This window comes from Mesorhizobium waimense, from assembly GCF_003601975.1.
Lineage (GTDB): Bacteria > Pseudomonadota > Alphaproteobacteria > Rhizobiales > Rhizobiaceae > Mesorhizobium > Mesorhizobium waimense.
In genome coordinates, this window is record NZ_QZWZ01000068.1 from 1 (window position 1) to 22,442 (window position 22,442).

At 59.1% G+C, this 22,442-nt stretch carries 12 protein-coding genes and 15 pseudogenes; 8 read left to right on the top strand and 19 right to left on the bottom strand.

Annotation, left to right across the window (positions count from 1 at the left end):
* Nucleotides 1–230 (bottom strand): annotated as a pseudogene (locus D3227_RS42365) (hypothetical protein); the annotation flags it as partial.
* A 129-nt stretch (nt 231–359) separates the two neighbouring features.
* Between D3227_RS42365 and D3227_RS36930 the strand changes: the two are divergent.
* Nucleotides 360–1,280, top strand: coding sequence for a LysR family transcriptional regulator (locus D3227_RS36930; protein ID WP_120019050.1), 921 nt, complete (start codon nt 360–362; stop codon nt 1,278–1,280).
* A gap of 473 nt (nt 1,281–1,753) precedes the next feature.
* Here D3227_RS36930 and D3227_RS42370 read toward each other — a convergent pair whose 3' ends face one another.
* Complete coding sequence (locus D3227_RS42370) at nt 1,754–2,032, bottom strand: hypothetical protein (RefSeq protein WP_208646556.1); 279 nt, start codon at nt 2,030–2,032, stop codon at nt 1,754–1,756.
* A 52-nt stretch (nt 2,033–2,084) separates the two neighbouring features.
* On the opposite strand from D3227_RS42370, the pseudogene D3227_RS36940 reads away from it, so the two are divergent.
* Nucleotides 2,085–2,614, top strand: a pseudogene (locus tag D3227_RS36940) (IS110 family transposase); the annotation flags it as partial.
* On the opposite strand, the pseudogene D3227_RS36945 reads toward D3227_RS36940, so the two are convergent.
* Together D3227_RS36945 and D3227_RS36950 are read right to left on the bottom strand one after the other, a co-directional pair.
* Nucleotides 2,615–2,851 (bottom strand): annotated as a pseudogene (locus D3227_RS36945) (leucine zipper domain-containing protein); the annotation flags it as partial.
* Nucleotides 2,852–3,064: 213 nt separating this feature from the next.
* Nucleotides 3,065–3,802: a class I SAM-dependent DNA methyltransferase gene (locus D3227_RS36950; protein ID WP_120019051.1), complete on the bottom strand. Its 738-nt coding sequence runs from the start codon at nt 3,800–3,802 to the stop codon at nt 3,065–3,067.
* A gap of 528 nt (nt 3,803–4,330) precedes the next feature.
* Between D3227_RS36950 and D3227_RS36955 the strand changes: the two are divergent.
* A pseudogene (locus tag D3227_RS36955) lies at nt 4,331–5,679 on the top strand (IS5 family transposase).
* Between the two features lie 22 nt (nt 5,680–5,701).
* Here the strand turns inward: D3227_RS36955 and D3227_RS36960 are convergent.
* Nucleotides 5,702–6,117: pseudogene (locus D3227_RS36960) on the bottom strand (IS110 family transposase); the annotation flags it as partial.
* Nucleotides 6,118–6,219: 102 nt separating this feature from the next.
* On the opposite strand from D3227_RS36960, the pseudogene D3227_RS36965 reads away from it, so the two are divergent.
* Nucleotides 6,220–6,351, top strand: a pseudogene (locus tag D3227_RS36965) (transposase); the annotation flags it as partial.
* Nucleotides 6,352–6,454: 103 nt separating this feature from the next.
* Here the strand turns inward: D3227_RS36965 and D3227_RS36970 are convergent.
* Nucleotides 6,455–7,674: pseudogene (locus tag D3227_RS36970) on the bottom strand (IS110 family RNA-guided transposase).
* 256 nt (nt 7,675–7,930) lie between these two features.
* Here D3227_RS36970 and D3227_RS36975 point away from each other — a divergent pair.
* Nucleotides 7,931–8,152: pseudogene (locus D3227_RS36975) on the top strand (transposase); the annotation flags it as partial.
* Between the two features lie 45 nt (nt 8,153–8,197).
* Here the strand turns inward: D3227_RS36975 and D3227_RS36980 are convergent.
* The 4 genes and pseudogenes from D3227_RS36980 to D3227_RS36995 form a co-directional block, all read right to left on the bottom strand.
* Nucleotides 8,198–8,446, bottom strand: a pseudogene (locus D3227_RS36980) (transposase); the annotation flags it as partial.
* A gap of 295 nt (nt 8,447–8,741) precedes the next feature.
* Nucleotides 8,742–9,782: an IS110 family RNA-guided transposase gene (locus D3227_RS36985; protein ID WP_120019052.1), complete on the bottom strand. Its 1,041-nt coding sequence runs from the start codon at nt 9,780–9,782 to the stop codon at nt 8,742–8,744.
* Nucleotides 9,783–9,895: 113 nt separating this feature from the next.
* Nucleotides 9,896–10,264 (bottom strand): annotated as a pseudogene (locus D3227_RS36990) (transposase); the annotation flags it as partial.
* A 77-nt stretch (nt 10,265–10,341) separates the two neighbouring features.
* Nucleotides 10,342–11,219 (bottom strand): annotated as a pseudogene (locus tag D3227_RS36995) (IS701 family transposase); the annotation flags it as partial.
* On the opposite strand from D3227_RS36995, the gene D3227_RS42035 reads away from it, so the two are divergent.
* A complete protein-coding gene (locus D3227_RS42035) occupies nt 11,203–11,382 on the top strand; it encodes a hypothetical protein (protein WP_120019043.1) in 180 nt (59 codons plus the stop codon). The pseudogene D3227_RS36995 and the gene D3227_RS42035 sit on opposite strands and share 17 nt — an antisense overlap.
* A 403-nt stretch (nt 11,383–11,785) precedes the next feature.
* Here the strand turns inward: D3227_RS42035 and D3227_RS37005 are convergent, their stop codons facing one another.
* Nucleotides 11,786–12,937, bottom strand: a complete 1,152-nt coding sequence (locus tag D3227_RS37005) for a porin (RefSeq protein ID WP_120019044.1) — start codon at nt 12,935–12,937, stop codon at nt 11,786–11,788.
* 43 nt (nt 12,938–12,980) lie between these two features.
* Here D3227_RS37005 and D3227_RS43945 point away from each other — a divergent pair, with 43 nt between their 5' ends.
* Nucleotides 12,981–13,115: a hypothetical protein gene (locus tag D3227_RS43945; RefSeq protein WP_281035037.1), complete on the top strand. Its 135-nt coding sequence runs from the start codon at nt 12,981–12,983 to the stop codon at nt 13,113–13,115.
* Nucleotides 13,116–13,294: 179 nt separating this feature from the next.
* Here D3227_RS43945 and D3227_RS37010 read toward each other — a convergent pair whose 3' ends face one another.
* From D3227_RS37010 to D3227_RS37020, 3 genes and pseudogenes are all read right to left on the bottom strand, one after another.
* Complete coding sequence (locus D3227_RS37010; RefSeq protein ID WP_120019045.1) at nt 13,295–13,948, bottom strand: antitoxin Xre/MbcA/ParS-like domain-containing protein; 654 nt, start codon at nt 13,946–13,948, stop codon at nt 13,295–13,297.
* Between the two features lie 782 nt (nt 13,949–14,730).
* Nucleotides 14,731–15,837, bottom strand: coding sequence for a polyamine ABC transporter substrate-binding protein (locus D3227_RS37015; protein WP_120019046.1), 1,107 nt, complete (start codon nt 15,835–15,837; stop codon nt 14,731–14,733).
* 640 nt (nt 15,838–16,477) lie between these two features.
* Nucleotides 16,478–16,858 (bottom strand): annotated as a pseudogene (locus D3227_RS37020) (hypothetical protein); the annotation flags it as partial.
* A 155-nt stretch (nt 16,859–17,013) separates the two neighbouring features.
* Here D3227_RS37020 and D3227_RS37030 point away from each other — a divergent pair.
* Nucleotides 17,014–17,100 (top strand): annotated as a pseudogene (locus tag D3227_RS37030) (IS5/IS1182 family transposase); the annotation flags it as partial.
* Here the strand turns inward: D3227_RS37030 and D3227_RS37035 are convergent.
* The 5 genes and pseudogenes from D3227_RS37035 to D3227_RS37060 form a co-directional block, all read right to left on the bottom strand.
* Nucleotides 17,098–17,229: pseudogene (locus D3227_RS37035) on the bottom strand (transposase); the annotation flags it as partial. The pseudogenes D3227_RS37030 and D3227_RS37035 sit on opposite strands and share 3 nt — an antisense overlap.
* 295 nt (nt 17,230–17,524) lie before the next feature.
* Nucleotides 17,525–18,565 carry an IS110 family RNA-guided transposase gene (locus D3227_RS37040; protein ID WP_120019053.1) on the bottom strand — a complete coding sequence of 347 codons (1,041 nt, stop codon included), beginning with the start codon at nt 18,563–18,565 and terminating at the stop codon, nt 17,525–17,527.
* A 113-nt stretch (nt 18,566–18,678) separates the two neighbouring features.
* A pseudogene (locus D3227_RS37045) lies at nt 18,679–19,017 on the bottom strand (transposase); the annotation flags it as partial.
* Nucleotides 19,018–19,576: 559 nt separating this feature from the next.
* Nucleotides 19,577–21,133: an L-piperidine-6-carboxylate dehydrogenase gene (gene amaB / locus D3227_RS37055; RefSeq protein WP_120019049.1), complete on the bottom strand. Its 1,557-nt coding sequence runs from the start codon at nt 21,131–21,133 to the stop codon at nt 19,577–19,579.
* 461 nt (nt 21,134–21,594) lie between these two features.
* Nucleotides 21,595–22,442, bottom strand: an 848-nt coding sequence (locus D3227_RS37060) for a VOC family protein (RefSeq protein ID WP_147377780.1), incomplete at its 5' end; no start/stop codon positions are given.

Sequence of the window (22,442 nt, forward strand, 5' to 3'; positions counted from 1 at the left end):
TTCACCGCGAAGCATACCGAGGCTCCAACAGGCTTGAGCGCGGTGCTCAGGGTTAGGTATGCCGTTCTTATCGCGTCAGAGGAGTAGCAATAAAATGGCGTCGGAACTGCCGTAGCGATTGTGTCGACGCAAACGCGCTCTACGTGCAAAGCTGCGTCGCGATACATCAACTGCTCAGAGCCGTCGTTACCAACTGCCGTGTCAGCCATTGCTATGGCGTGTACAGCCATTCGGGGTCCTGTCAATTTGAGGTTGAGGGTTTGCGCTCTCGGGAAAGATGATTGCAGAAAAGCCTTGGCCAGAAAAATAGATTGTCGTAGGGCTCTAATTTAGTTTTGATATATGAGGGGAGCCTCAGCGTGCGTCTCAATCAGCGCCAGATAGAAATCTTCAACGCCATCATGGTGCATAAGAGCGTGACGGCCGCGGCGGCCATTTTGAGAACGTCCCAGCCAACCGTCAGTCGCGAGTTGCGCGAACTTGAGAAGCAAATAGGCTTCGATCTGTTCAACAGGTTCGGTAAGCGTTTGACGCCGACAAGCCAGGCGCAACTGCTGCATTCGGCTGTTGCACGATCATTTGTTGGAATGGAAGAAATCAGCAGGGTAGCTACAGCTATCAAAGGGCGAAACGCTTCGCACCTCAGAATCGCCTGCCTTCCCGCTTATGCAGAAGCCCTTTTGCCGGGTGTGGCACACCGCTTTTTGAAGAACCGCCCGCACTTACATCTTTTGGTGCATTCACTGGGTGAAGTTGCGCTCCGGCATGATATGACGACGCAATTATTCGACATCGGTCTAACTGAAGGGAACTACGGCTACGACGAAGCAACAACCGAAAGCATTGATGTCGGTGAACTCCTCTGCGTTCTTCCCGCAGGACATAATTTGGTAGAAAAGGCAGTTATCGATCCCCATGATTTCGAGGGCGTCGACTTCGTCTACTACTCCGAGGACGATCCGTACAGACACAAGCTAGACGAGATATTCGATGCTTCAGGTGTTGCGCGACACTACACTGTAGAAACGACCACCGCCACCGGGCTTTGCTCAATGGTTGCCGCTGGCGTGGGCGTTTCGATTGTAAATCCGTTCACTGCTGTGCACTACGCTAAGAGAGGCGTCGTCCTTCGCAAGCTGAGCGTCCGTGTGCCCTATCATGTTTACCTGTGGAGGCCCGCAAAGGGACTTCGTTCCGCGCAAGCGGATCAGTTTGTCCGAGTGTTGCGGCAGGTTACGGAAGAGATGAAGCAGGAGCTCAAGATTTTGTTGTCGAACTGACGGGTTGCTGATGTCCCATCCGGAGTTTGCGGCTGCCGGAGGCGGAACTCTAAAATGGGCACGATGTCGAACTAGCGTGAGACCGGAGCAGCCGAAGGCATTACGTTTAACGAGACTTCGGCTAGGGCGTACCCATTGTCTTCAACAGGCGCTGAGCCAAAACGGCCCTCCGAAGCCCGGCTTAATTTTGGATAGCGACAGATAATTCTGAACGGCACAGTGGAACCGTGGTCTACAGATCGGTCCCTGCAGCGGAGGCGCGCGAACCAGTTCTCTGGAATGGGAGGCATCGACCTTTCAGGGACATGACCAGGTAATCTGAGGATCGGGAGAGATTTGCTTACTTATGCGCCATTGGTAACGGCAGCGCAGTTCTGGATGATCTCGCAAAGCGCGAAGGGAGGTATTCTCACCGTAGATAACAATCGCTTCCTAGGCGTCGGCTCCCTCAGCGTTGTGTTCGACGCCGATCCTCACGCAATCCTCCCGCGTTGGTGCCCGATCTCGAAACGCATGCCGATTCGGCTTTCGATCTGATCCATAGCGTGAACATCACGCCTCGTGCCCGCTAACGGATGAGTGTTGCCGGCGAGCAGTAAAGCGAGGCCCCAGCGCTCCTGAAGATGCAGCCCTTCCCGCAAAACAGTTGGGTGTAAAGTTCTGATATTCGTCCACCAGCAACGGAGCGGCTGCAGCCGAGACAGCGGTGCGCGCAGCTTTCGCTGCAGGCGCGCACCGGTCGAGGCGGCCATGGCCAGTCACTCTATAATGTGAAATTCACAACCCATTCCGGAGGGACCTACCATGACCGCTTTAGATTCTACACCCGTCGCCGCGGTGCTGGTGCCGATCGACATTGCCAAGCTGCGCAATGAAGTTCTGATCGAAGCACCAGGCCACAAGCGCCGGCGTCGCCTTTTGGTCCTCAACACCCGTGCTGAGCACGACCATCTGATCGAAGTGCTGCAGGCGTAAGGCCGCCCTGTGGTCTGCGCCTTTAACGCGACCGGGAACTATCACCGGCATGGCGCCTGGCTGATGCGGGTTCTGAGGTGCGGCTCGTGTCGTCGCTGGCTCTGGCCCGAACACGAGAAGCGTTGCACAATAGCCGGGACAAGAACGATCCAAAGGATGCACAGGTGATCCTGCACATGCTCAGGTCCAGGCGACGCAGGTCTACCCATGATCCGCTGCGGGCCGGCATTAAGGACGTGCAGGAACTGTCGAAGACACATGAAGCGATCGCCAGGGCCAAGACCGAGATCCAGCACCGTATCCTGACGCACTACCTGCCGCTGTATTTTCCCGAGATCGATCGCCTCCGGGGAAACAGCGATCTCGTCGGCAACCTGCACCGGGGTCCGCGCCGGGCTCCTCTTCGGCCGGGACGAACGCTCCGCCATGCCGGCAGGTCCTTCCGACCGGGGGCGGTCGACCCAGCGCGCCACGACCTTCGCCGTCACGCCTTAGCTCCGCGCCGCAGCGGCTTTGGAAAGGCGCCTTCAAACACCGGCGAGCGCCATCTCCTCTCGACGCAACGGCGCCAAACGGGCATTCTTGTGGATGTTAATTCGGCCCTCCGGGAATCACTGAAGCTTTGACAACCTCAGCTTTCCCGGCCGGGGCCGGAAGGACAACCACCTGAAAGCTCCCATCCGAGGTATCGGCGTACCCACAGCAAGATCACTTTCATGGCCTTTAAATCTTGCGACAACGCCCGATCAAAAGTTGCATCGCCTCCTCTTGAGGTAGGAGACAGATCGTTGGCCCAAAAAGGTACCGGGCTAAAGGCCGGCTCGGCGGTAAACCGAGATATGGCGCCGCGACGCTTCGGTAAACACACCTCTAGCCCAATCTCCCCACCTTTCCGCTAACTTCAACCCTACGCATTCGGCCATGGTATCGAGTTCCTGATGATAAACGTAGCGACAGCGATAGGGCAAACTTCTGACCGATGTACCAGTAAACCATAGATGAGTTGAGACTACATTCTGACTCAATGGGTCATGTAACTCCGACGTTAGAAATGTATTCTCACCATCTACTAGAGTTGTCGTAGTTCTTTGACCTCCTATGAAGTTCCCTACGTCCGGCACAGGCAATTCGATAACCACGGTGCCATCATCCTGTAGAGAATCAATAATAGACCGGAAACAGGATATTTGTGCTTCGCGGGTGACGAGCACCGTGAGGGTGTTATATGCACAGTACACCAGATTGTAGCGTTTTTCTGATTTGAAATCGCCAATGTCCGCCTTCCAAGTCGTGATCAGACCGGTGCGCCTCGCGAGGAGTTTCAACATACTGTCCGAATTGTCGATACCTTCGACCCTGACGCCCCGCTCGCTCAACGGCACTGCCACGCGCCCGTCGCCAATACCAAGTTCAAGAGCGCTGCCTCCGCGGCAATATCGCTCGAGAAACGCTGCAGTCTCGTCTGCTTCAGCGACTCTCCCGCGAATGCTGGTAAATTGTTCATAGATTGAAGCCCAATTCTCGTCATAAGCAAAGTCATTAGACATGCTATTCTCCTGGTTGGTTCTCGAAGATTTAATCGACATTCGTCGAGAATGCTTTCAAGCGGAATCATCGCAACGACATTGAACGGCTCCGTGTTTGCGCGAACCCTGAATGGGTACAACGCAAGAGCCATGCCGACCAAACAATCTTCAACGTGTTAGATTTTGATCTGATCCGATCTGTTTTCTTCGCCGCAATTTTCGTCACGAATCCGACAATGAACAAGCGAATAGCTTGGCGAAAGCGATCCCAGTCCACGCAGCCAAGATTGCGATGCTATGACTTCGTACGACGCTTTGCTACGGTAGGTTTGGGTCAGCTTTCATCGATATCCAGAAGGCTTTCGTATGTCCGGATCGAGTGAGTCGTCCGTGAAGAGCTCGGAAGGCTTTGATTCAATTTAGGATTCTGCTCCAGTTTTGCGTTTGATTTTGCCGAAAATCGTGGCTTTGAGCGGCGATTTCCGGCAAATTGAAGCGTGCCCGTACGCGTGATTCGACTGTTGTGGCGAAGCTGCGAGGGAGCGAGCGATGCGGCCGAAGGAACGGCACGAAAGCGGACAGACCGACCTGTTGCGATCCCGGCTCGACCAGATCCTCAACATGGATCATGCGCTGGTGAAACTGGCCCGGTCGATCGACTGCCGTTTCCTCGAACAACGGCTTGGCGCGGTCTATGACGACGATCCCGGCCGGCCGCCGCTGCCGACCCGGTTGATGGCGGGCCTGGCCATCCTCAAGTCGATGCACAACCTGTCCGACGAGGCGCTGTGCGAGCGCTGGCTTGAGAACCCCTATTACCAGCTGTTCTGCGGCGAGGAGTTCTTCCAGCACCGCCTGCGCAGCTCGCTGACGCGCTGGCGTCTGCGCATGGGCGAGGAGCGGCTGATGGCCTTGCTCCAGGAGAGCCTTGCGGCAGCGATGCGGCTGGGGGGCGGCCAAACCGGCCGACTTCCGTGCGGTGATCGTCGACACCACCGTACAGGAGAAGGCCATCACCTTCCCGACCGACGCCAAGCTGATGCATCGGGCCCGCGAGCGGCTGGTGACGCTGACCAGGAAACACGGCATCGTGCTGCGCCAGTCTTATGCGCGGGTCGGCAAGTTCGCGCTGATCAAGCATCAGCGTTATGCCCACGCCAAGCAGTTCAAGCGCGCCAACCGGGCGCTCAAGCGGCTGCGCACCATGCTCGGCGCGGTGATCCGCGACATTACCCGCAAGCTCGCCGGGCAGCCCGAACTGACCCAGGTCCTCGCCCTGCCGCTGTCGCTTGCCCGGCGTGTCAGGGACCAGCGTCAGCGCGAGCGCGGCCCGAAGGTCTACTCCTTGCACGCTCCGGAGGTGGAATGCATCGGCAAGGGCAAGGCCCACAAGCCCTATGAGTTCGGCGTCAAGGTCTCGGTCGCCACCACGCTGCAGCGCAGCCGCGGCGGCCAGTTCGTCGCCCATGTCAAGGCGCTGCCCGGCAATCCTTATGACGGCCACACGCTGGCCACCATCATCCCGGCGATCGAGAGCTCGATCGGAGCCAACCTCGCCAAGATCGTCGCCGATGCCGGCTATCGCGGCCACAACGCGCCAAAAAGACAAGACCTTCAAGGTGCATGTCGCCGGCTACAAGCGTGGCCTCACCAAGACAGTCAAGCGAGCATTGCGACGCCGGGCCGCCGTCGAACCGGTTATCGGCCATCTCAGGCAGGACCACCGCATGGGCCGCAACTTCCTGGCCTTCACCGAAGGCGGCGCCAACAACGCCGTACTCGCCGCCGTCGGCTACAACTTCAGCCTTGTGCTCAACTGGCTGAGGCTTTTGTTTGCCTTCTTCCTGGTGCTGCTCGCAACCGCTCCAGCGTCACCGATCCAGCCACGATCAGCCTGACCTCCGCAACTCAACCGGCAGAGCCTCTGAAACAGGGCTCGCCTTCGGTGCGTTGGCGCACGAGCAACGATCGGGCGCGATGGGTCATGAGGATGCTCTGCTGCTCGATCATCTTCACCGGCACGAAACGCATCGTCGGGCGCTGCACAGCTTCGCAGATCGCTTCGGCATCGAGCGCATCACTCTTGCCACCCTTGACATAGGCCTTCACGTAAGACGGTGGAATGAGGCGAACCTCGTGTCCCATTGCGGCGAGGATGCGAGCCCAGTAATGCGCCGTTCCGCATGCCTCCACCCCGATAAGACAGGGCGAAAGCTTGGAGAATAAAGGCAACATCTGTTTGCGGTGCAGACGCTTCTTGTCGCACCAGTCTCATCAATCCCGTGCGCTTGAAACACGCTCTTTGCCAAATCCAGCCCAATCGTCGTGGTCTTCATCGTAGTGGCTCCTCTTCCTCCTTGGATATCCGGTCAGCAGCATAGCGGCTGCCGGTCGGTGCAGGGGCGTCCACATCATCAAGGCTTCTTTTGGAGGCTTGAATGCGACGTTACGAACTGAGCGACTTTGAATGGAGCGTGATTGAGCCTCATTTACCGAACAAGGTTCGTGGCGTGGCGCGCGTTGACGATCGCAAGGTTCTGAACGGCATACTGTGGCGTTTCCGAACCGGGTAGAGATCGACAAGGCCTATGCTTCGGATCGTGGTATTCTTCCCGTGCGCGGGCGACCTCGTGGCGAAGCGCGGCGCATCGGCTGGAAGCGCCGCCGGGCAGCCTATTCAAACCTTGCCGGATAGAGGCGCCCGCGCACCCTTTCCTTGGGCGAGCGCGGGCGCCAGCTCTCGACGAAGTGCTCGTAGCTCGCCTGGGCCTTGGTGGCGATGTTCATCTCCTGATGCCGCAGTTCCTTGACGTGGTAGGCATAGGTTGGACCGCGCGAGTTGCCCTTTTTCTGTGGCTTCCCGGCCTGGAGTTCCATGCCGCGCATCTTGTGAGCGACCAGGCTGGGCCGCGCCCAGAGATAGTCCTTCTCCTTCGTCAGCATTGCCAGACGAGCACTGCCAGCTTGCGCGCCACGGCGACTGCGGCCACCTGGTGACCGCGCCTTGCCCGGATGCGGACAAAGAAGGCATGCAGCGGACCGGGTGCCTTCGCCGCTGTCGATACCGCTTCCACAAGCATAGCCCGGGCATGGCTGCGTCCGACCTTACTGATGCGTCCGTGATGGGCAGTGCCGAGGCCAGACTGACGCACACGGGGATTGAGACCGAAGTAGCTGACCAGCTTCTGCGGGGACTTGAACCGAGTGATCTCGCCGATCGCCGCCATCAAACCGGCCGCCACCGTCAGATTGACACCGGTGATGGTCAGAAGTCGCCTGATCGCGGGATCGTCCAGTGTGCTCTCGGCAATCTCCCGGTCGAGGATTGCCAAGTCCTCGGCAAGCCGATCGAGTTCGCGCACATGCCGCTCGATCGCACCACGTTCATCGTCGGGTACGGACTGGCGCATTAGCCAGGCAGCGACCGCGACCGTTGAACAGATCGGCATGCGGACACTTCGGGATCAGATGAGCGTGCAGAATCGCATGCACCTCGTTCTTGATCCGCGTGCGATGCCGCACGACTTGGTAGCGTCGGGCAACCAGTCTGCGCATCCGCTCGGTGTCGGCATCTGGCGTCCAGATCTCCGGCAGATAGCCCGCTGCATGAAGGCTCGCTAAGGTGCCTGCATCGACCTTGTCGGTCTTCACATGGGAATGGGCGATCGCCTTCACCTGCAGCGGGTTGGCGATCACCACCCGCTTCACGAAAGGCGACAGCACCCGTGATACCGCCATGCAGTTGCCGGTCGCCTCGATCACCACCTCGTCCGTCGCCAAAAGGCTCTTGCCGAAGCCTTCCAGCGCCGTCCGGGTCATGTCGACCCGGCCGCCATGGCGAAGCTTGCCTTCTTCCCAGAAAACCACCTCCCCAAGGTGCGGTGGATGTCCATTCCAATCACGCGTCGCATGCGCGCCTCCTGTCAGAGTGTTGATGACGGGAGCGGCGGGCGACACGACAACTACGGATTCGCGCTCTCGGCGCAACCGGGCGAGTCGCAGAGGCGGCCAGCTACTAACACGAGCTCGCAGCTCATCGTATGGATCGGCCTGCCCGCACCTTCGTGCTCCCGGTGCCTCTGTCCCGGATGGTCGCACCATATGCTACGATCTTCAGAACCGCAGCCAGACTTCGGCACCAGGAATCTTATACCGGTTACGAACTCAATAGAGGCGTTGAACTCGAAGCTCAGGCGGGCTGTCAGGGCCAGGGGCCACTTCCCAAGCGACGATGCGGCAACCAAGTTGCTCTACCTGATCTTGAACTGATCCAAGAAAGAGTGGAAAATGCCGCCGCGTGAGTGGACCATGGCCAAGGCCCAGTTCGCCGTCATCTTCGGCGAGCGCTTCATCCGGGCCATGGCGGCGTAATGTTCAACCGCCCGCCCGCCCACGGAATTCCTGACAGTCCCGGGCGCCCCGCAGTTTCGGCCCTGCATAGCCGCCATCGGCAAAGACATGGCGCAGCCACGGCCAGCGCTTGAGTATGGATTTCAGGACGGCCGGCGCGCCGTCGCGGTCTTGAATGTCGCCGGCGTGAACGACGACGCCGACCAGCAGGCCCAGCGTGTCGACGACGATGTGCCGCTTGCGGCCCTTGACCTTCTTGCCGGCGTCGAAGCCACGAACTCCGCCGCTTTCGGTGGTCTTCACCGACTGGGCTTCTCTATTCGGCGGTTTGAAGTCAAGCGCCTTCTAGCTCTTTCCACTTCACCGGCATTGGACGTCTTTCGCGGGCCTTGCTTCTCTCCGGGATCGGCGCGCTGGCCCTACCCTTTATGGGGATTCAGAAGAATGGGTTGGAACAATCTGTCGAGCGCCTTGATTGCCGATGATGGGCAATCCAGGCAAGCCAGTCGGCGAACTCACCTCATCCTCGTCCCGCGAAGGACAGCTTTCCACCGGTAGGTGGAAACTGGTGTCGTCCCCGTCTATCGGGGGGGCGATGTTTATCGATTGTTCAGCCGGCGACCGGCATGATTTCCGTCCTGGTCCAGCGGAACTGTGTGCCGTCGCTCCAGATGCGATGCATGATCACCGCCAGCCGGCGGGCGAGCGCAACGATGGCTTTCTGCTGGCCGCGCCGCTTGGCGACGTCCATCGCCCAGGCCTTCAGCCATGACCATTTCGTCACCCGCGTCAGCAGGGTCTGCGCGGCCTCGTAGAGCAACGTTCGCATCATGCCGTCGCCGCATAACGAGATCCCGCCCACCCGGCGGCTTTCGCCCGATTCATGGAGCGCCGGCGTCAGGCCCAAAATCGGACCGACCGCCTTAGAGTTGCGGAAGCGGGCGGGGATATCGATCGTCGCGGTGTAGGCCAGCGACACGACGGGGCCGACACCGGGGATCGACATCAGCTGGCGGCAAACCTCATCGTCCCGGACGATCGCCAGAAGCTTGCGGTGCAGGGCGGCATAATTTTGGCGCAGCTTGCGGCGCGCGTCGAGCAACGGTTCGACGATCTCAACCAGATCGGGCATGCCTTCGGTGAGCTCGCGGATCCGCTCCTCAAACTTGACCGCACCGACCTTGCCAACCTTGAGACCGAAGTTGCGCAACAGCCCGCGGATGTCGTTCTCGATAGCAATCGCCTTGTCCTTTAAGAGCTTGCGCGCCGTCAGCAGCGCCCGGCGCTTCTGGCTCGTCAGGGTCTTGACATGCACCGGGCGGAACAGATTGACCCGCATCATCTGCGCGATCCCGCGCGCATCATTGCGGTCGGTCTTGTTCACCTGCGCCTTCAAGAATGCCTTGGTGTGACGTGTCTCAATGCAGATCATCGGCAGGCCGGCTTTGGCAAGGCCTTCGAACAGCCATTGCGACAAAGGTCCGGCTTCAAGCCCGACGCGTTCCAACCGCCAGGCGGGATCCTTGAGCACCCGCGCAAGATCCTCGGGATGGCTCGGCACCTTCACCTCGCGGCACACCGTGCCTGTTTCCTCGACGATGCAAATTGCGGTCTCTTTCACCGAGACGTCCAATCCTACATAATGTTTCATGCTGCGCTTCTCCTTCCTGATGCTTGTGGCTGTTCCAGGGAACCGACCACGTTTTATCATCAGCTCGAAGCGCAGCACCTTAATGGCATCACCGCCAAAAGATGAGGCTCAAGCCGAATACCCCATCTGTCGATAACGCCGGCGGACGGGCTCGCCTCCCGGCCTTCCCGTTCGCGCGCCGCCATGACGAGTTCATTGTTGATGGCGCGCAGCAATCCTTCGTCCCGCCAGCGCCAGAAGTATTTCTGCACCGTCGAGAACGGTGGGAAGTCCTTCGGCAGAAGCCGCCATGCTCCGCCCGACGACGCCATGTAAAGCAGCGCGTTCACGACCTCGCGCAGGCCCGTCTTGCGCGGCCGACCGATCCGGTTCGGCGCCGGCATCAGCGGCTCGATCAGCGCCCACTCCGCGTCCGTCAGGTCGCTTGCGTAGCGCGGGCAGCGCCGTTCATAGTGAGGGCGAGTGGTTTCGGTCCAGGGCATCATGATCTCCGTCGAATCTCAGCAATCCGACAGAATCACAACCCGCTGAAATCACTCACTTCTTTTTGGAGCAGACACTAACAGCTGGCATGCTCGGTTGTGGCGGTGGTCCGCCGACTCTTTTTTTCCGTCCCGCTGCTTTGAGGCGGCGGGCTTGGAGAAAGGCGTAGGCGATCATGGTCATCAAGGCGTGTCGATGTAACCCGGTCCAGGATCTACCTTCGAAGTGGTCGAGACCGAGTTCCTCCTTCAATTGCTGATGTGCCTGCTCACAGACCCACCTGGCCTTGATTGTGGCGGCGAGCATTTTGAGGCTCGCATCGGCCGGTAAGTTCGAGACATAGTATTTTTGCTCGCCAGTTGAGCGGCGTTCGCCGACGAGCCAGACCTCGTCGCCTGGCATGCATTGCATGCGATTGTCGAGCATCCGGTGCTTGTGGCCGTCCGCAACGCGGACACGGCGAGCCGCAAACAGGCATGTCAGCCGACCTTTGGTTCCCCGCCGCCAGCTTATCTTTTGCCATGTCTCACCAGACAGCATCACCTCGGCAGGGACCGGTGGCTGGTCCGGGATATGATATTGACGGCGCCTGCCGGTGGTCGCGACCGGGAAGATCAGATCGACATCGGCCCGATAGACGTTTTGGCGTCGCGATAGTCCCACAGCCCACAGCAGGCCGCGCTCACTCAAAGCCTGGCGAAAAGAGCTGCTCGACCCATAACCCGTGTCAGCAAGCACGCAGCCGAAACGCACGCCGGAGGCGATGACACGATCGATCTCTTCGATGGCGATCTCCGGCTTTGTCAGAGCGACCTGTCGATCCTTCGGGACGCGTGCCCGCATCATCCGCTCGGGATCATTCGGGCAGGAAGAGCGAAGGCCCACCATCACCGGCACTTCGCGCGAGGTCAGGGTCACCGACACCAGGGACTGGCAGTTGGACGTCTTGCCGATCTACAAGCTTGTGCAGGCGGTGCCGAGCGAAATCGGCAAGATCATCGTCGGGGCCGTGTCACGCGCCACCGGCAACCCGGCGCCAGCTACAGTGCGCAAGAGTGGCCGTCCACGCTCGTCGTATGCGGATTCCGAGGGCATCGCGCGCACCGTTCCGATTTGATCTCGCGCGGCACGAATGGCCACAAGCGCGGCGGTCATCCCCCGCTCAGTATCTAGCGCCCGAGGCGGGCAACCCGATCGAGGTTCTTGTGTTATCCAAGGTCGCCCGACAGAAAGAGCATCAAGGCTGCACGTCCGGACAGTCAGCAGTAATCCCTGACGCTGGCGGAGAGCGGTCCGCCTCACAGTTGCTCGCGATCCATCTCGCTTGCGCGAGTCCGATGATAAACCCCAAAAAAGGGCGCCCGGGAACAGGGCGCCCTTCTCATCAACGGAATGCTAGGATTGGAGGTCCGTGATCAAGCAATCCGCCGAAACCTCTACAAGCTTCACCACAATGGTCCAGCCGTGAATTGAAGGCTCGCAGTTGCCGCTTCGAACGCGGGCAACGAGCCGTTCAACCCTCAGAAAGAGCGCTGGAAGCGGAGGATACCACCAACGCTGTTCTTCTTGTCGGCAGCGGTCCAGTTGCCGAACGGGGTGCCGTCGTTGAAGTGACCATAGTGATCGTAGTCAACTTCGCCGGTGACCGTGAGGCCTGGGACGATGTCGTAGGCAACGTTCGCCGCCACGCCATAGTTCTTGTCCTGATCACCCGACACCTGCAAGTTGAACGACGTCTTTGGATTGAACTTATAGGTGCCACCAGCCCACCAAGCCCAGTGACCGCCCCACTGCTTGTAGAAGTCGCGGCCGCTAGCCGCTGCGAGCGAATGTGTGTCGGTGCCGTAACCGAACATGGCGAACAGCGACAGCTCGCTGGTGACGTTGAAGTCAGCACGAACCTTGCCGGCCCATTCTTCGTAGTTGCTGTCATAGGCGACGACGCCGGTGATGGCGCCCCAGCCCTGCGTGTACTTCACACCGCCGACGACATGCGGAACGTAGCTATCGATCGTACCCACGTAGAAGACATTGTTGACGTCAACCGAACCTTCTTCGAGCGAGATCACGGCCGAGAAGCCGTTGCCGGCGTCAAAGTTGTACTGGATGAGGTTGGTGTAGAAATCGCCATAGGGAACGATGGTGTCGTTGAGAACATTGCCGGCATATCCGATGAAGGTATCAAATGCCGAATCATCCAAACCGACGCGGAGCCCACCAAGCTGGATCCAAGCTTTATTCAGCGTAGCGCCCTTGTTGTGGGCTTGATTGCCGTCTGCGCCAGCATAGTAGGCGCTGTTGCCGAAGTTGAAGCGGGTCTCGGTGTAGGTCTTCAACGTGCCAAGCTCGGTTTCCTGGCCGGTCCAGGTCCTCAGCGACAAGCGGGCATTCTTAGCCCAAGTGCCCTGGTCCTTGCCGTTGAGAACATCTCTCGAACGTGCGCCATCGAAGCTTCCGACATCGCCAGCGCTGATGTCATAGCGGACATAGCCGCCGATGCGCAGGCAGGTTTCGGTGCCGGGGATATAGAAGTAGCCCGAGCCGTAGACGTCGCAGATCTTGACGTATTCAGCCGGTTCCGGCTCGGCGACGACGACGGCATCGGCGGCGCGGGCACCGGAAACTGCGATCAGGGCCGCAGCTGAGCCGAGAAGAAGGCTCTTGATGTTCATATTTGATCTCCATTCAAAGATTTGAAAAAGGGCGAGGACGTCGATGGACGAACTGCTCCCTGTCCCCACGATCGAAAAAGATGCGCATCGCTATGCATCCTTCCCGGCCCGACGCTATCCACCGGGCGAATTAGTGCAAGTTCAAATTCCATTTGCCGGCGACATAGCGAAGTATTAGTGGCATTTTTGACACTAAAAAAGCTGTATTAGTTGCACGAATTGCACATTTATACATTTGCACAAATCGCACAATTGGCACATTGCCCTATTTACTCAGTAATGTATGCGCCGAGAGCGGCCAACAACACGTGAGAGAGACGGCTTTCGGGCGAGGGAAAGCTGGCGTCCGGCCAATTGTCAGATAGATTGAACCAGAGAAAGAGCCTGGGCGGCCGACGCAACGACTTCTGTGTTCATACCTTCTTTGAGCAATTCGATAGGAACACGGCCCTTGAGAAGAGGCGACGGGCTGATCAGCCATAGCCAAGCCAATCTGGGATCGGAGATCGAGGAAAGCACCTGCCTGATTCCCGGCATTGGTCTGCCGTCGATGAACTGAGCTAAGGGAAATACATGCTTGCGGGAGCCTCTCCGAAAGGCAATAACGTCATTGTGCCGCTGCCACCAATGCAGTGTGGACCGAGGTATTCCAAAACGGCTCTCGAGACGCGTCGACCCTGCAACCGGGCCAGCCCACTCTGCAATGCGCGCGCCTTCTCTCGAGCAATCTTTCAGAACCGGATGCCCGAGGGGATGATCTGGCAGGGGTCGCGAAGCGATCTCACACGCCTGGGCGTCTAGCCGTCGCGCCGCTTCGGCCTCAAGCCTACAAAGAAATTCGGCGGCCACGGCGGTCAAATCGTTGGAGGCAGAAGCCGAAGGCACAACATCAGCCTTTTCACCCTGTCTCGCCTCATCGCATTGGGCAAGAATTCGCTGCACCTCTCTCATGACAAAGCTTGAAAGCTCGGTCTGGCGCTTTTCATCCCGAAGATCACTCGATCCGGACATATGTGACTTTCCCGATAACATCCCCTCAGCAATATGCCGAGAAAGCGTTGGAAACATTGAAGTTTGGAGGAATGGATGTGTTGCGTATTTCGTATTCTCGCGAACTAGCAGCCGCTTTGTGGCTACAACCTGTGCCTCTCATCAAAAAGGCGAGACCGTCTATGGACGAACCGTCTTGGCCCCCACGATTGAAACAGACGCACATCGCAGCGCATAATTCGCAGCGTGACGCTACCCGCAACACTGATTTGCGCAAGTTCAAAGTTTTGCTTGCCAGCACTATATAATTCAGGCGTTGCTTATATGCAACTTACTTCTGGGTGTTACTTGAACAAATCGAAGGTATCGCACGTTTTGACGAACTGCACATTTGACCGCGACTTTCATCGTCATATTTACTGACGGCATAGATGATGCTTCACTGTTGCTCATCGAGTTGGCCAATGCACGGCAATTGCCTCGAATTGCTCCTTGGGAACGGGGTTGGATTGAAGGCGAACGGCGTTGCCGCTGCGCATCATATGAACCACTCCGGCAATGACATGTGGCTGCCGACAGAACGAACCGCCGACAGCCACATTGCCTTGGGAGGCTAAGCGAAGGGAGAATTCCCGCCAAATTGCGTACCGAATGTAGTGCGCCACGTATTGCGGTCCCTCCGCAAAGCCAATTAGGGCAAACCACCTCCGGTTCACTAAAACCGGTCAACCACGCTCCACTCTGCAGGGGGCCAGCCGTCGTCTTCTGGAATGCGGGCGAATTGTTTCCGCAGAGGGCCGACGTTACTGCGCGAGTTCTGTAAGGCAGCGTTCTTGTGCGACTTCAAAGTTGGTACGGCCATCAGAGTTCGTCTGGCCCCACCATTCGTAATCCTGAACAATTTGCTTATTCGCAAGCTCCGGTGCACCCGGCAGATTGTTGGCCACCTCCTTCGGAAGAATCCTGAAGGCATCATTATTCACGGGGCCATAAGAGATCGCTTGCGCAAAGGCCGCCTGAGGCCCTGGTCGGGAAATATATGCCAAAAACTTGAACGCGTTTTCCTTATTGGGCGAGTTCTTCAAGACGCCCCAGTAATCGTTCTCCAATAGTGACTGGTCCCACGATAGAGCGAGTGGCGCACCCTGTTTAGCGGCAGAGTTGATCCGGCCATTAGCGGCGGCCGCTACGTCGACCTCGCCGTCTATAAGACTCTGCGGTGCATCGGCGCCCGAGTGCCACCAGCGCCCAACGTATGGCTTAAACTGTTTAATTTTAGCGAATGCTCGATCCATATCGAGCGGATAAAGTAGTTTCGGGGGAACCCCGTCGCCTAAAAGCGCGCCCTCAAGCAAGCCGCCGTTGATCATGTTGCTACAGTCGGGAAGACTGCGCTTGCCCGGGAATTCCTCAACATTGTAAAAGTCGATCCAGTTGCTGGGATGTTTGCCGCCCTGGGGGAACTTGTTGATATTATAAGCTACGCCAACCGAGAATATTACGGCGCCAATGCCATATTCTTTTTTTAGATGGGCTGGGACGCCCGCCAATGTGTCTTTGGAAAAATAGCTGTAGTCAAGTTTTTCGAGTGCATTTTTGTTGATGTACGTAGAAAAGGATCCGCCGTTAATTGAAGTAACATCGAGCGAGGGTTGCCCAAGCTTCACTGAGGCAAATATCTGCCCCTCCTCCGGGGATACTAGCACGACCTTAATGCCGGTATCACGTGTAAATGGGTCAAAATACGCCAGCTTCTGAGCTGCTTCCCAAGCTCCTCCCCAACTTCCTATGACAACTTCGCCGCTGCCTTTGAGGTTATCAGGTATTTCTTGCGATTGCGCAGCAAGCGGTAGCGTCGCTAAAAACAGGGCTGCACTGAATGCAAGTCGTCTGATCGTTACTTCCGTCATTTCACTCTCTCCAAGTCTACTGTATGATGGTCCTGCTTTGGCATCACTATCACAGAAACAACGCTCGCTCTCCTTCTCAGAAACCACTATTAATCCTATCAAACATGTCGACCGGTCGTCTCTCGCCTGGGAGGTGAAGGGTGACCTGTTGAGACGGGACACCTCACCCAAGCGCGTTGTAACCTGGCCGTCACTTCGCTCTCTTCAAACTTGTCGTCAGTTTGCGATTGTCAATTGCTTCGCAGGCCTCGCCGAGCGTGGTTTCGTCGGTCCGCGATTTCTCCCAATCTCGCGGCCGAACTAGTTATGCGAACGCCCGCTCTCTAGATTGGCACCTTTTGGGGACTGTATTTTCAGGGTGTCACAGAACTCTTCGTCGTGATAATCATTTTTTTGCGCGCTTTGATGCGATTTGGATATATGGGGGCGCTTGTCTGAAGTTGAGGCGTCCCGCCTGTTGATGTTTTGTGCCTATTTTTTGCGTTCACGAGCAGCCCGTCGCCGCTGATCGGCACGACTTCCCGAGCCGACTGGCTCACTTTCGGTTCAATTGATCGATTTTGCCTGCATATCCTGATTTTAGACGCACCACGCCCTCAAGCCGCTCTGGCCTTGATGAGAACGAGCGCCCGTTTGGCGTTCATAGCGCCGGCAACGAGTTGCAGATTGCAGTGATTGCGCGCGCCAGGTCGAGATAGCGAACCCGGGTCATGCCGTACCAGTTCTTCATCGTCGCGTTGGTCCGCTCGATGGCTGAGCGCACGCTGACGGCGACCTTGTTCGTCCACTTTTGCCAGTTCGGCTGCTTCTTGCCCCGCCTCGCCTTATAGGCGATCCGGTCCTTGATGCCTCGGGACCACCAGTTCATCGCGCAGCGCCTGGCTGTCATAGGCCCTGTGGGCGTAATAGGCCTCGTCATCACCTTGGATGAGCACCGCGCCATCTGGCTGTCATGCAGATCGGCCGAGCTCATTTGCGCCTGCCGGATCAGCCCGCTCTCGTCGTCGCCCGCAAGATGAGCCTTACTGTCTGAATCTGAATGACCTCCATGTTTTCAGGTCCTTGGATGGCTATGCAGGGCCGAAACTGCGGGGCGCCCTGCAAAAGATCGGCAAGTTCACGAAGCGGTCGGACAACGCTAAAGGCTTCGAAGTCGTCCCGCGCCGATGGGTCGGCGACATTCAAGACCGCGACGGCGCGCCGGCCGTCCTGAAATCCATACTCAAGCGCTGGCCGTGGCTGCGCCATGTCTTTGCCGATGGCGTGAACGACGACGCCGACCAGCAGGCCCAGCGTGTCGACGACGATGTGCCGCTTGCGGCCCTTGACCTTCTTGCCGGCGTCGAAGCCACGAACTCCGCCGCTTTCGGTGGTCTTCACCGACTGGGCTTCTCTATTCGGCGGTTTGAAGTCAAGCGCCTTCTAGCTCTTTCCACTTCACCGGCATTGGACGTCTTTCGCGGGCCTTGCTTCTCTCCGGGATCGGCGCGCTGGCCCTACCCTTTATGGGGATTCAGAAGAATGGGTTGGAACAATCTGTCGAGCGCCTTGATTGCCGATGATGGGCAATCCAGGCAAGCCAGTCGGCGAACTCACCTCATCCTCGTCCCGCGAAGGACAGCTTTCCACCGGTAGGTGGAAACTGGTGTCGTCCCCGTCTATCGGGGGGGCGATGTTTATCGATTGTTCAGCCGGCGACCGGCATGATTTCCGTCCTGGTCCAGCGGAACTGTGTGCCGTCGCTCCAGATGCGATGCATGATCACCGCCAGCCGGCGGGCGAGCGCAACGATGGCTTTCTGCTGGCCGCGCCGCTTGGCGACGTCCATCGCCCAGGCCTTCAGCCATGACCATTTCGTCACCCGCGTCAGCAGGGTCTGCGCGGCCTCGTAGAGCAACGTTCGCATCATGCCGTCGCCGCATAACGAGATCCCGCCCACCCGGCGGCTTTCGCCCGATTCATGGAGCGCCGGCGTCAGGCCCAAAATCGGACCGACCGCCTTAGAGTTGCGGAAGCGGGCGGGGATATCGATCGTCGCGGTGTAGGCCAGCGACACGACGGGGCCGACACCGGGGATCGACAACAGCTGGCGGCAAACCTCATCGTCCCGGACGATCGCCAGAAGCTTGCGGTGCAGGGCGGCATAATTTTGGCGCAGCTTGCGGCGCGCGTCGAGCAACGGTTCGACGATCTCAACCAGATCGGGCATGACTTCGGTGAGCTCGCGGATCCGCTCCTCAAACTTGACCGCACCGACCTTGCCAACCTTGAGACCGAAGTTGCGCAACAGCCCGCGGATGTCGTTCTCGATAGCAATCGCCTTGTCCTTTAAGAGCTTGCGCGCCGTCAGCAGCGCCCGGCGCTTCTGGCTCGTCAGGGTCTTGACATGCACCGGGCGGAACAGATTGACCCGCATCATCTGCGCGATCCCGCGCGCATCATTGCGGTCGGTCTTGTTCACCTGCGCCTTCAAGAATGCCTTGGTGTGACGTGTCTCAATGCAGATCATCGGCAGGCCGGCTTTGGCAAGGCCTTCGAACAGCCATTGCGACAAAGGTCCGGCTTCAAGCCCGACGCGTTCCAACCGCCAGGCGGGATCCTTGAGCACCCGCGCAAGATCCTCGGGATGGCTCGGCACCTTCACCTCGCGGCACACCGTGCCTGTTTCCTCGACGATGCAAATTGCGGTCTCTTTCACCGAGACGTCCAATCCTACATAATGTTTCATGCTGCGCTTCTCCTTCCTGATGCTTGTGGCTGTTCCAGGGAACCGACCACGTTTTATCATCAGCTCGAAGCGCAGCACCTTAATGGCATCACCGCCAAAAGATGAGGCTCAAGCCGAATACCCCATCTGTCGATAACGCCGGCGGACGGGCTCGCCTCCCGGCCTTCCCGTTCGCGCGCCGCCATGACGAGTTCATTGTTGATGGCGCGCAGCAATCCTTCGTCCCGCCAGCGCCAGAAGTATTTCTGCACCGTCGAGAACGGTGGGAAGTCCTTCGGCAGAAGCCGCCATGCTCCGCCCGACGACGCCATGTAAAGCAGCGCGTTCACGACCTCGTGCAGGCCCGTCTTGCGCGGCCGACCGATCCGGTTCGGCGCCGGCATCAGCGGCTCGATCAGCGCCCACTCCGCGTCCGTCAGGTCGCTTGCGTAGCGCGGGCAGCGCCGTTCATAGTGAGGGTGCCATGCTTGTAGGTGAAGCCCGCATCCGGGTCCCGCTCCGACACCTGGCCCTTGTCATAGTCAGGCATGGCAAACCGCCCCCGAAATGATGGTGGCGTCAACCAGCGTGCCGCGCTTGACTAGGAAGGCCACGCCCTCCAACTGCCGGTTCAATTCGGCCAGCAGCATGTCTTGAAGCGCCAATAGGAGCCAACCGTGGCTCAAGTGCCAGCTTCCCTGCACCCGTTCCTCGTTCCGATCGCGCTGGGGATAGGGGCGAGGCATTAAGTCCCGCCGTCGCATTACACGCGTGCGAGTCGCGCTTTGATGGCTGTGCCCGCGGGTGCAGTGGCCGGTCAAGGGTAGCAGATAGGCCATTGTGCGAGCGATGTGTCCTTGACGGGCGAGCCCGCCGGCGGCCTGCTGTAGTCGGCGTCTGCCCTGCCGGTGGGGAGGACACCGGCAGGGCATGCCGCGCACATGTCGCGACCATGTGGCGGCAGAACGTCGGTGCCAAGCCGTGCTCTAGTAATAATGACCCTGGCCGCTGGGTTGAGGCTCAATTACGTTCCTATCCGATTTCGAAAGTCACGCCTTGAGCGAGCGGCAGGCTGCGACCGTAATTGATGGTATTGGTGGCCCGGCGCATATAGGCTTTCCAAGCGTCCGAACCGGATTCGCGGCCTCCGCCAGTTTCCTTTTCGCCGCCGAATGCCCCACCGATTTCGGCACCGGAGGGGCCGATGTTCACATTGGCAATGCCGCAATCAGAACCTCGCGCAGAAAGGAAAGTCTCGGCCTCGCGCAGATCATTCGTAAAGATCGACGATGACAGACCTTGCGGCACGCCGTTGTGCAGCCGAAGCGCTTCATCGAAATCGCTGTAGCGGATCACGTAAAGGATGGGGGCGAAGGTCTCTTTTTCAACCGATCCTGTCTGCTTGGGCATCTCGACCAGCGCAGGGCGGACATAATAGGCGTTGTTGCCAAAGCCGGCATCGACCCGCTCGCCGCCGAAGACCTTGCCGCCAGCGGCCTTCGTCTCGGAAAGCGCCGCCTGGTGTGCGTCGAAAGCCGCCTTGTCAACCAAGGGGCCGATGAGGTTTCCCGATTCGAGAGGGTTGCCAACCGACACGGAGGCATAAGCCTTCTTCAGTCGCGCAATGAAGCTATCATAGACACTGTCATGCACGAACAAGCGCCGCAGCGAGGTGCAGCGTTGCCCGGCGGTGCCCATCGCTGCGAAGGCGATGCCGCGCAGGGTCAGGCTTAGGTCTGCGGTGGCGGTGACGATTGCTGCATTGTTTCCCCCCAGCTCCAGGATTGAGCGACCGAAGCGGGAGGCGACGCGGGGGCCGACAGCGCGGCCCATTGCCGTCGAGCCGGTGGCGGAGATCAGCGGCACCTTCGGATGGTCGACCAGAACCGCGCCGATATCGCGGGTCCCGATCAGAATGCATGCCAAGCCCTCCGGGACGCTCCCACCTTCCCGCTGGAAGCGTTTGACCGCACGGTTAAGCAGGGCCTGAGCCGCCAGTGCGCTCAGCGGCGTCTTCTCCGACGGCTTCCAGACGATGGAATTCCCGCAGACCAGCGCAAGCGCCGCGTTCCACGACCAGACGGCGACAGGGAAGTTGAATGCTGAGATGATGCCGGTGACGCCGAGCGGATGCCAGGTTTCCATCATGCGGTGCTCGGCACGCTCGGTAGCAATCGTCAGGCCGTACAACTGACGCGACAGGCCCACGGCGAAGTCGCAAATGTCGATCATCTCCTGGACCTCACCCAGGCCCTCCGATGTAATCTTGCCTACTTCTATCGAGACGAGACGTCCGAGGTCACCCTTGGCCGCCCTTAGCTCCTCGCCAAGTAGACGGATCAGTTCGCCGCGCTTCGGCGCGGGCACCAGTCGCCACTCGAGGAAGGCCGAGTGCGCGCTTTCAATCGCTTCGCTGGCGGTTGTGGCATCGACTGTCTTCACTCGCGCTAGCGTCTCGCCCGAGATGGGTGATCTCACGGCGAGTTCGCCCTCGCTAAAGGCGGCGACCTCGACCCCGCAACGAGCGAGGATCGTGGCCACCTCGCCGGCGAGGGAGGGATCGATGATCTGTGTGGCGTGGGAAGTCATGGTGTTTCCTCCGGTGTTAGGGATTAGGCATCGCCACCACCGCGGCGGCAGGTGGGCGATCTAAAATTCGATCCTCGCAAGCGCGTTGGGCATCGAGGGGGGCAGAGCGGGCTTGTCTCCCGGCCAAGTGCTCGACAAGGGCCTCGGCCGGATGGCGAGCCAGCGATGCGCTTGGTTTGGCAGCGGCACGAGAAGCCGGTGACAAGAGCGTGAATTTCTCCTTGTCGGCATGCGCCCGCCCAGCTTGTCGCAAAGAGCAGCTCCGAGAGTGCAGCGTGCCCCCGTTCGCGCCCGACAGGCCGGCCATTCCGCAACATCCGGTAGAAGGTGTTTGGTCGCCAAGGTCGAGCGTCGAGAAGACGTAGTTCCATTGGGTAGAGGATCGTGGATTGGCCGTCTTTTCCCCGCCAGGAACCGCGATATATCGGCCGTCGCGCCCTGCCCGATCCGCCGCGGCTCCATCATGGAATTTTACCCGCCGCTTTGCTCAGCTGCGCCAATGCATCTTTGATCGAGTCCTGTTGCGCCTTGGCGTAGAGGTCGAGTTCATTGGCGACTTTCGCACCCAACCCCTGCTCGAAGGCCTCCCGGTTGGAGCGTTCTGAATAGTTCTGCTGTTCGTCGGAACCGAGGTTCGATTGAAAAATTCCCGCGGCGCTAACCGGCAGAAAATCCTCATAGATGATAGGATCGAAATGCAAATAGCCGCGAGCGACAAGCTCATCAACCGAGGCCGAAACCCTCTCTTGTGCAACGATCGCAAGGCCTTCCCGAGTTGGGGAGTAGCGGAAATAGGCGAGTCCCTGTTCACGCAGTGCACTCCAACTGTCGGGAAACTCTTTGAACCGCTCGGTCAATTGGCTCTCGTAAGCACCGGCATGAGAGCCTGACGCGCCGACCCGGACATCGCGGCGAACCGAGGCCAGCAGCTTGTCATAGAGCTTGCGCCCCTTCGCAGTGAGCGCCACGCCACGCTGCTCGATCTCGCCGAACCGAGCCGTGTGCCTGCCCTCAACTAGTCCGCCGTCTGCGGCTTTGAACTCGATCCGCTCCTCGAGCGCCTTGAAGCTGGTCTGGCGAAGCAGGATCAGGCATTTGCGGCGCGGCGGGCCTTCAATGACGGCCTTGGGCATGATACCGCGTTTGGGCATGCCGACCTGAACAGCGTCGATGTCAAGCGTACGCGGCGTCAGGTGATTGATGTGCGGTCCGCGGAAACTCACCACGTCGGCAATCAGCCGGTGCGTGCCGTGTAGCTTATTGTAGGTGGCTAGCGTCACTGTGGCGTCGCTATGCCAGCGGAAGGTTT

Coding starts and splice junctions, on each gene's coding strand:
- D3227_RS43945 (WP_281035037.1), top strand. CDS start 12,981: ATGGACGAACTGCTCCCTGTCCCCACGATCGAAAAAGATGCGCATCGC.
- D3227_RS37010 (WP_120019045.1), bottom strand. CDS start 13,948: ATGTCCGGATCGAGTGATCTTCGGGATGAAAAGCGCCAGACCGAGCTT.
- D3227_RS37040 (WP_120019053.1), bottom strand. CDS start 18,565: ATGAAACATTATGTAGGATTGGACGTCTCGGTGAAAGAGACCGCAATT.
- D3227_RS37015 (WP_120019046.1), bottom strand. CDS start 15,837: ATGACGGAAGTAACGATCAGACGACTTGCATTCAGTGCAGCCCTGTTT.
- D3227_RS42370 (WP_208646556.1), bottom strand. CDS start 2,032: ATGGCCGCCTCGACCGGTGCGCGCCTGCAGCGAAAGCTGCGCGCACCG.
- D3227_RS36985 (WP_120019052.1), bottom strand. CDS start 9,782: ATGAAACATTATGTAGGATTGGACGTCTCGGTGAAAGAGACCGCAATT.
- D3227_RS37005 (WP_120019044.1), bottom strand. CDS start 12,937: ATGAACATCAAGAGCCTTCTTCTCGGCTCAGCTGCGGCCCTGATCGCA.
- amaB (WP_120019049.1), bottom strand. CDS start 21,133: ATGACTTCCCACGCCACACAGATCATCGATCCCTCCCTCGCCGGCGAG.
- D3227_RS36950 (WP_120019051.1), bottom strand. CDS start 3,802: ATGTCTAATGACTTTGCTTATGACGAGAATTGGGCTTCAATCTATGAA.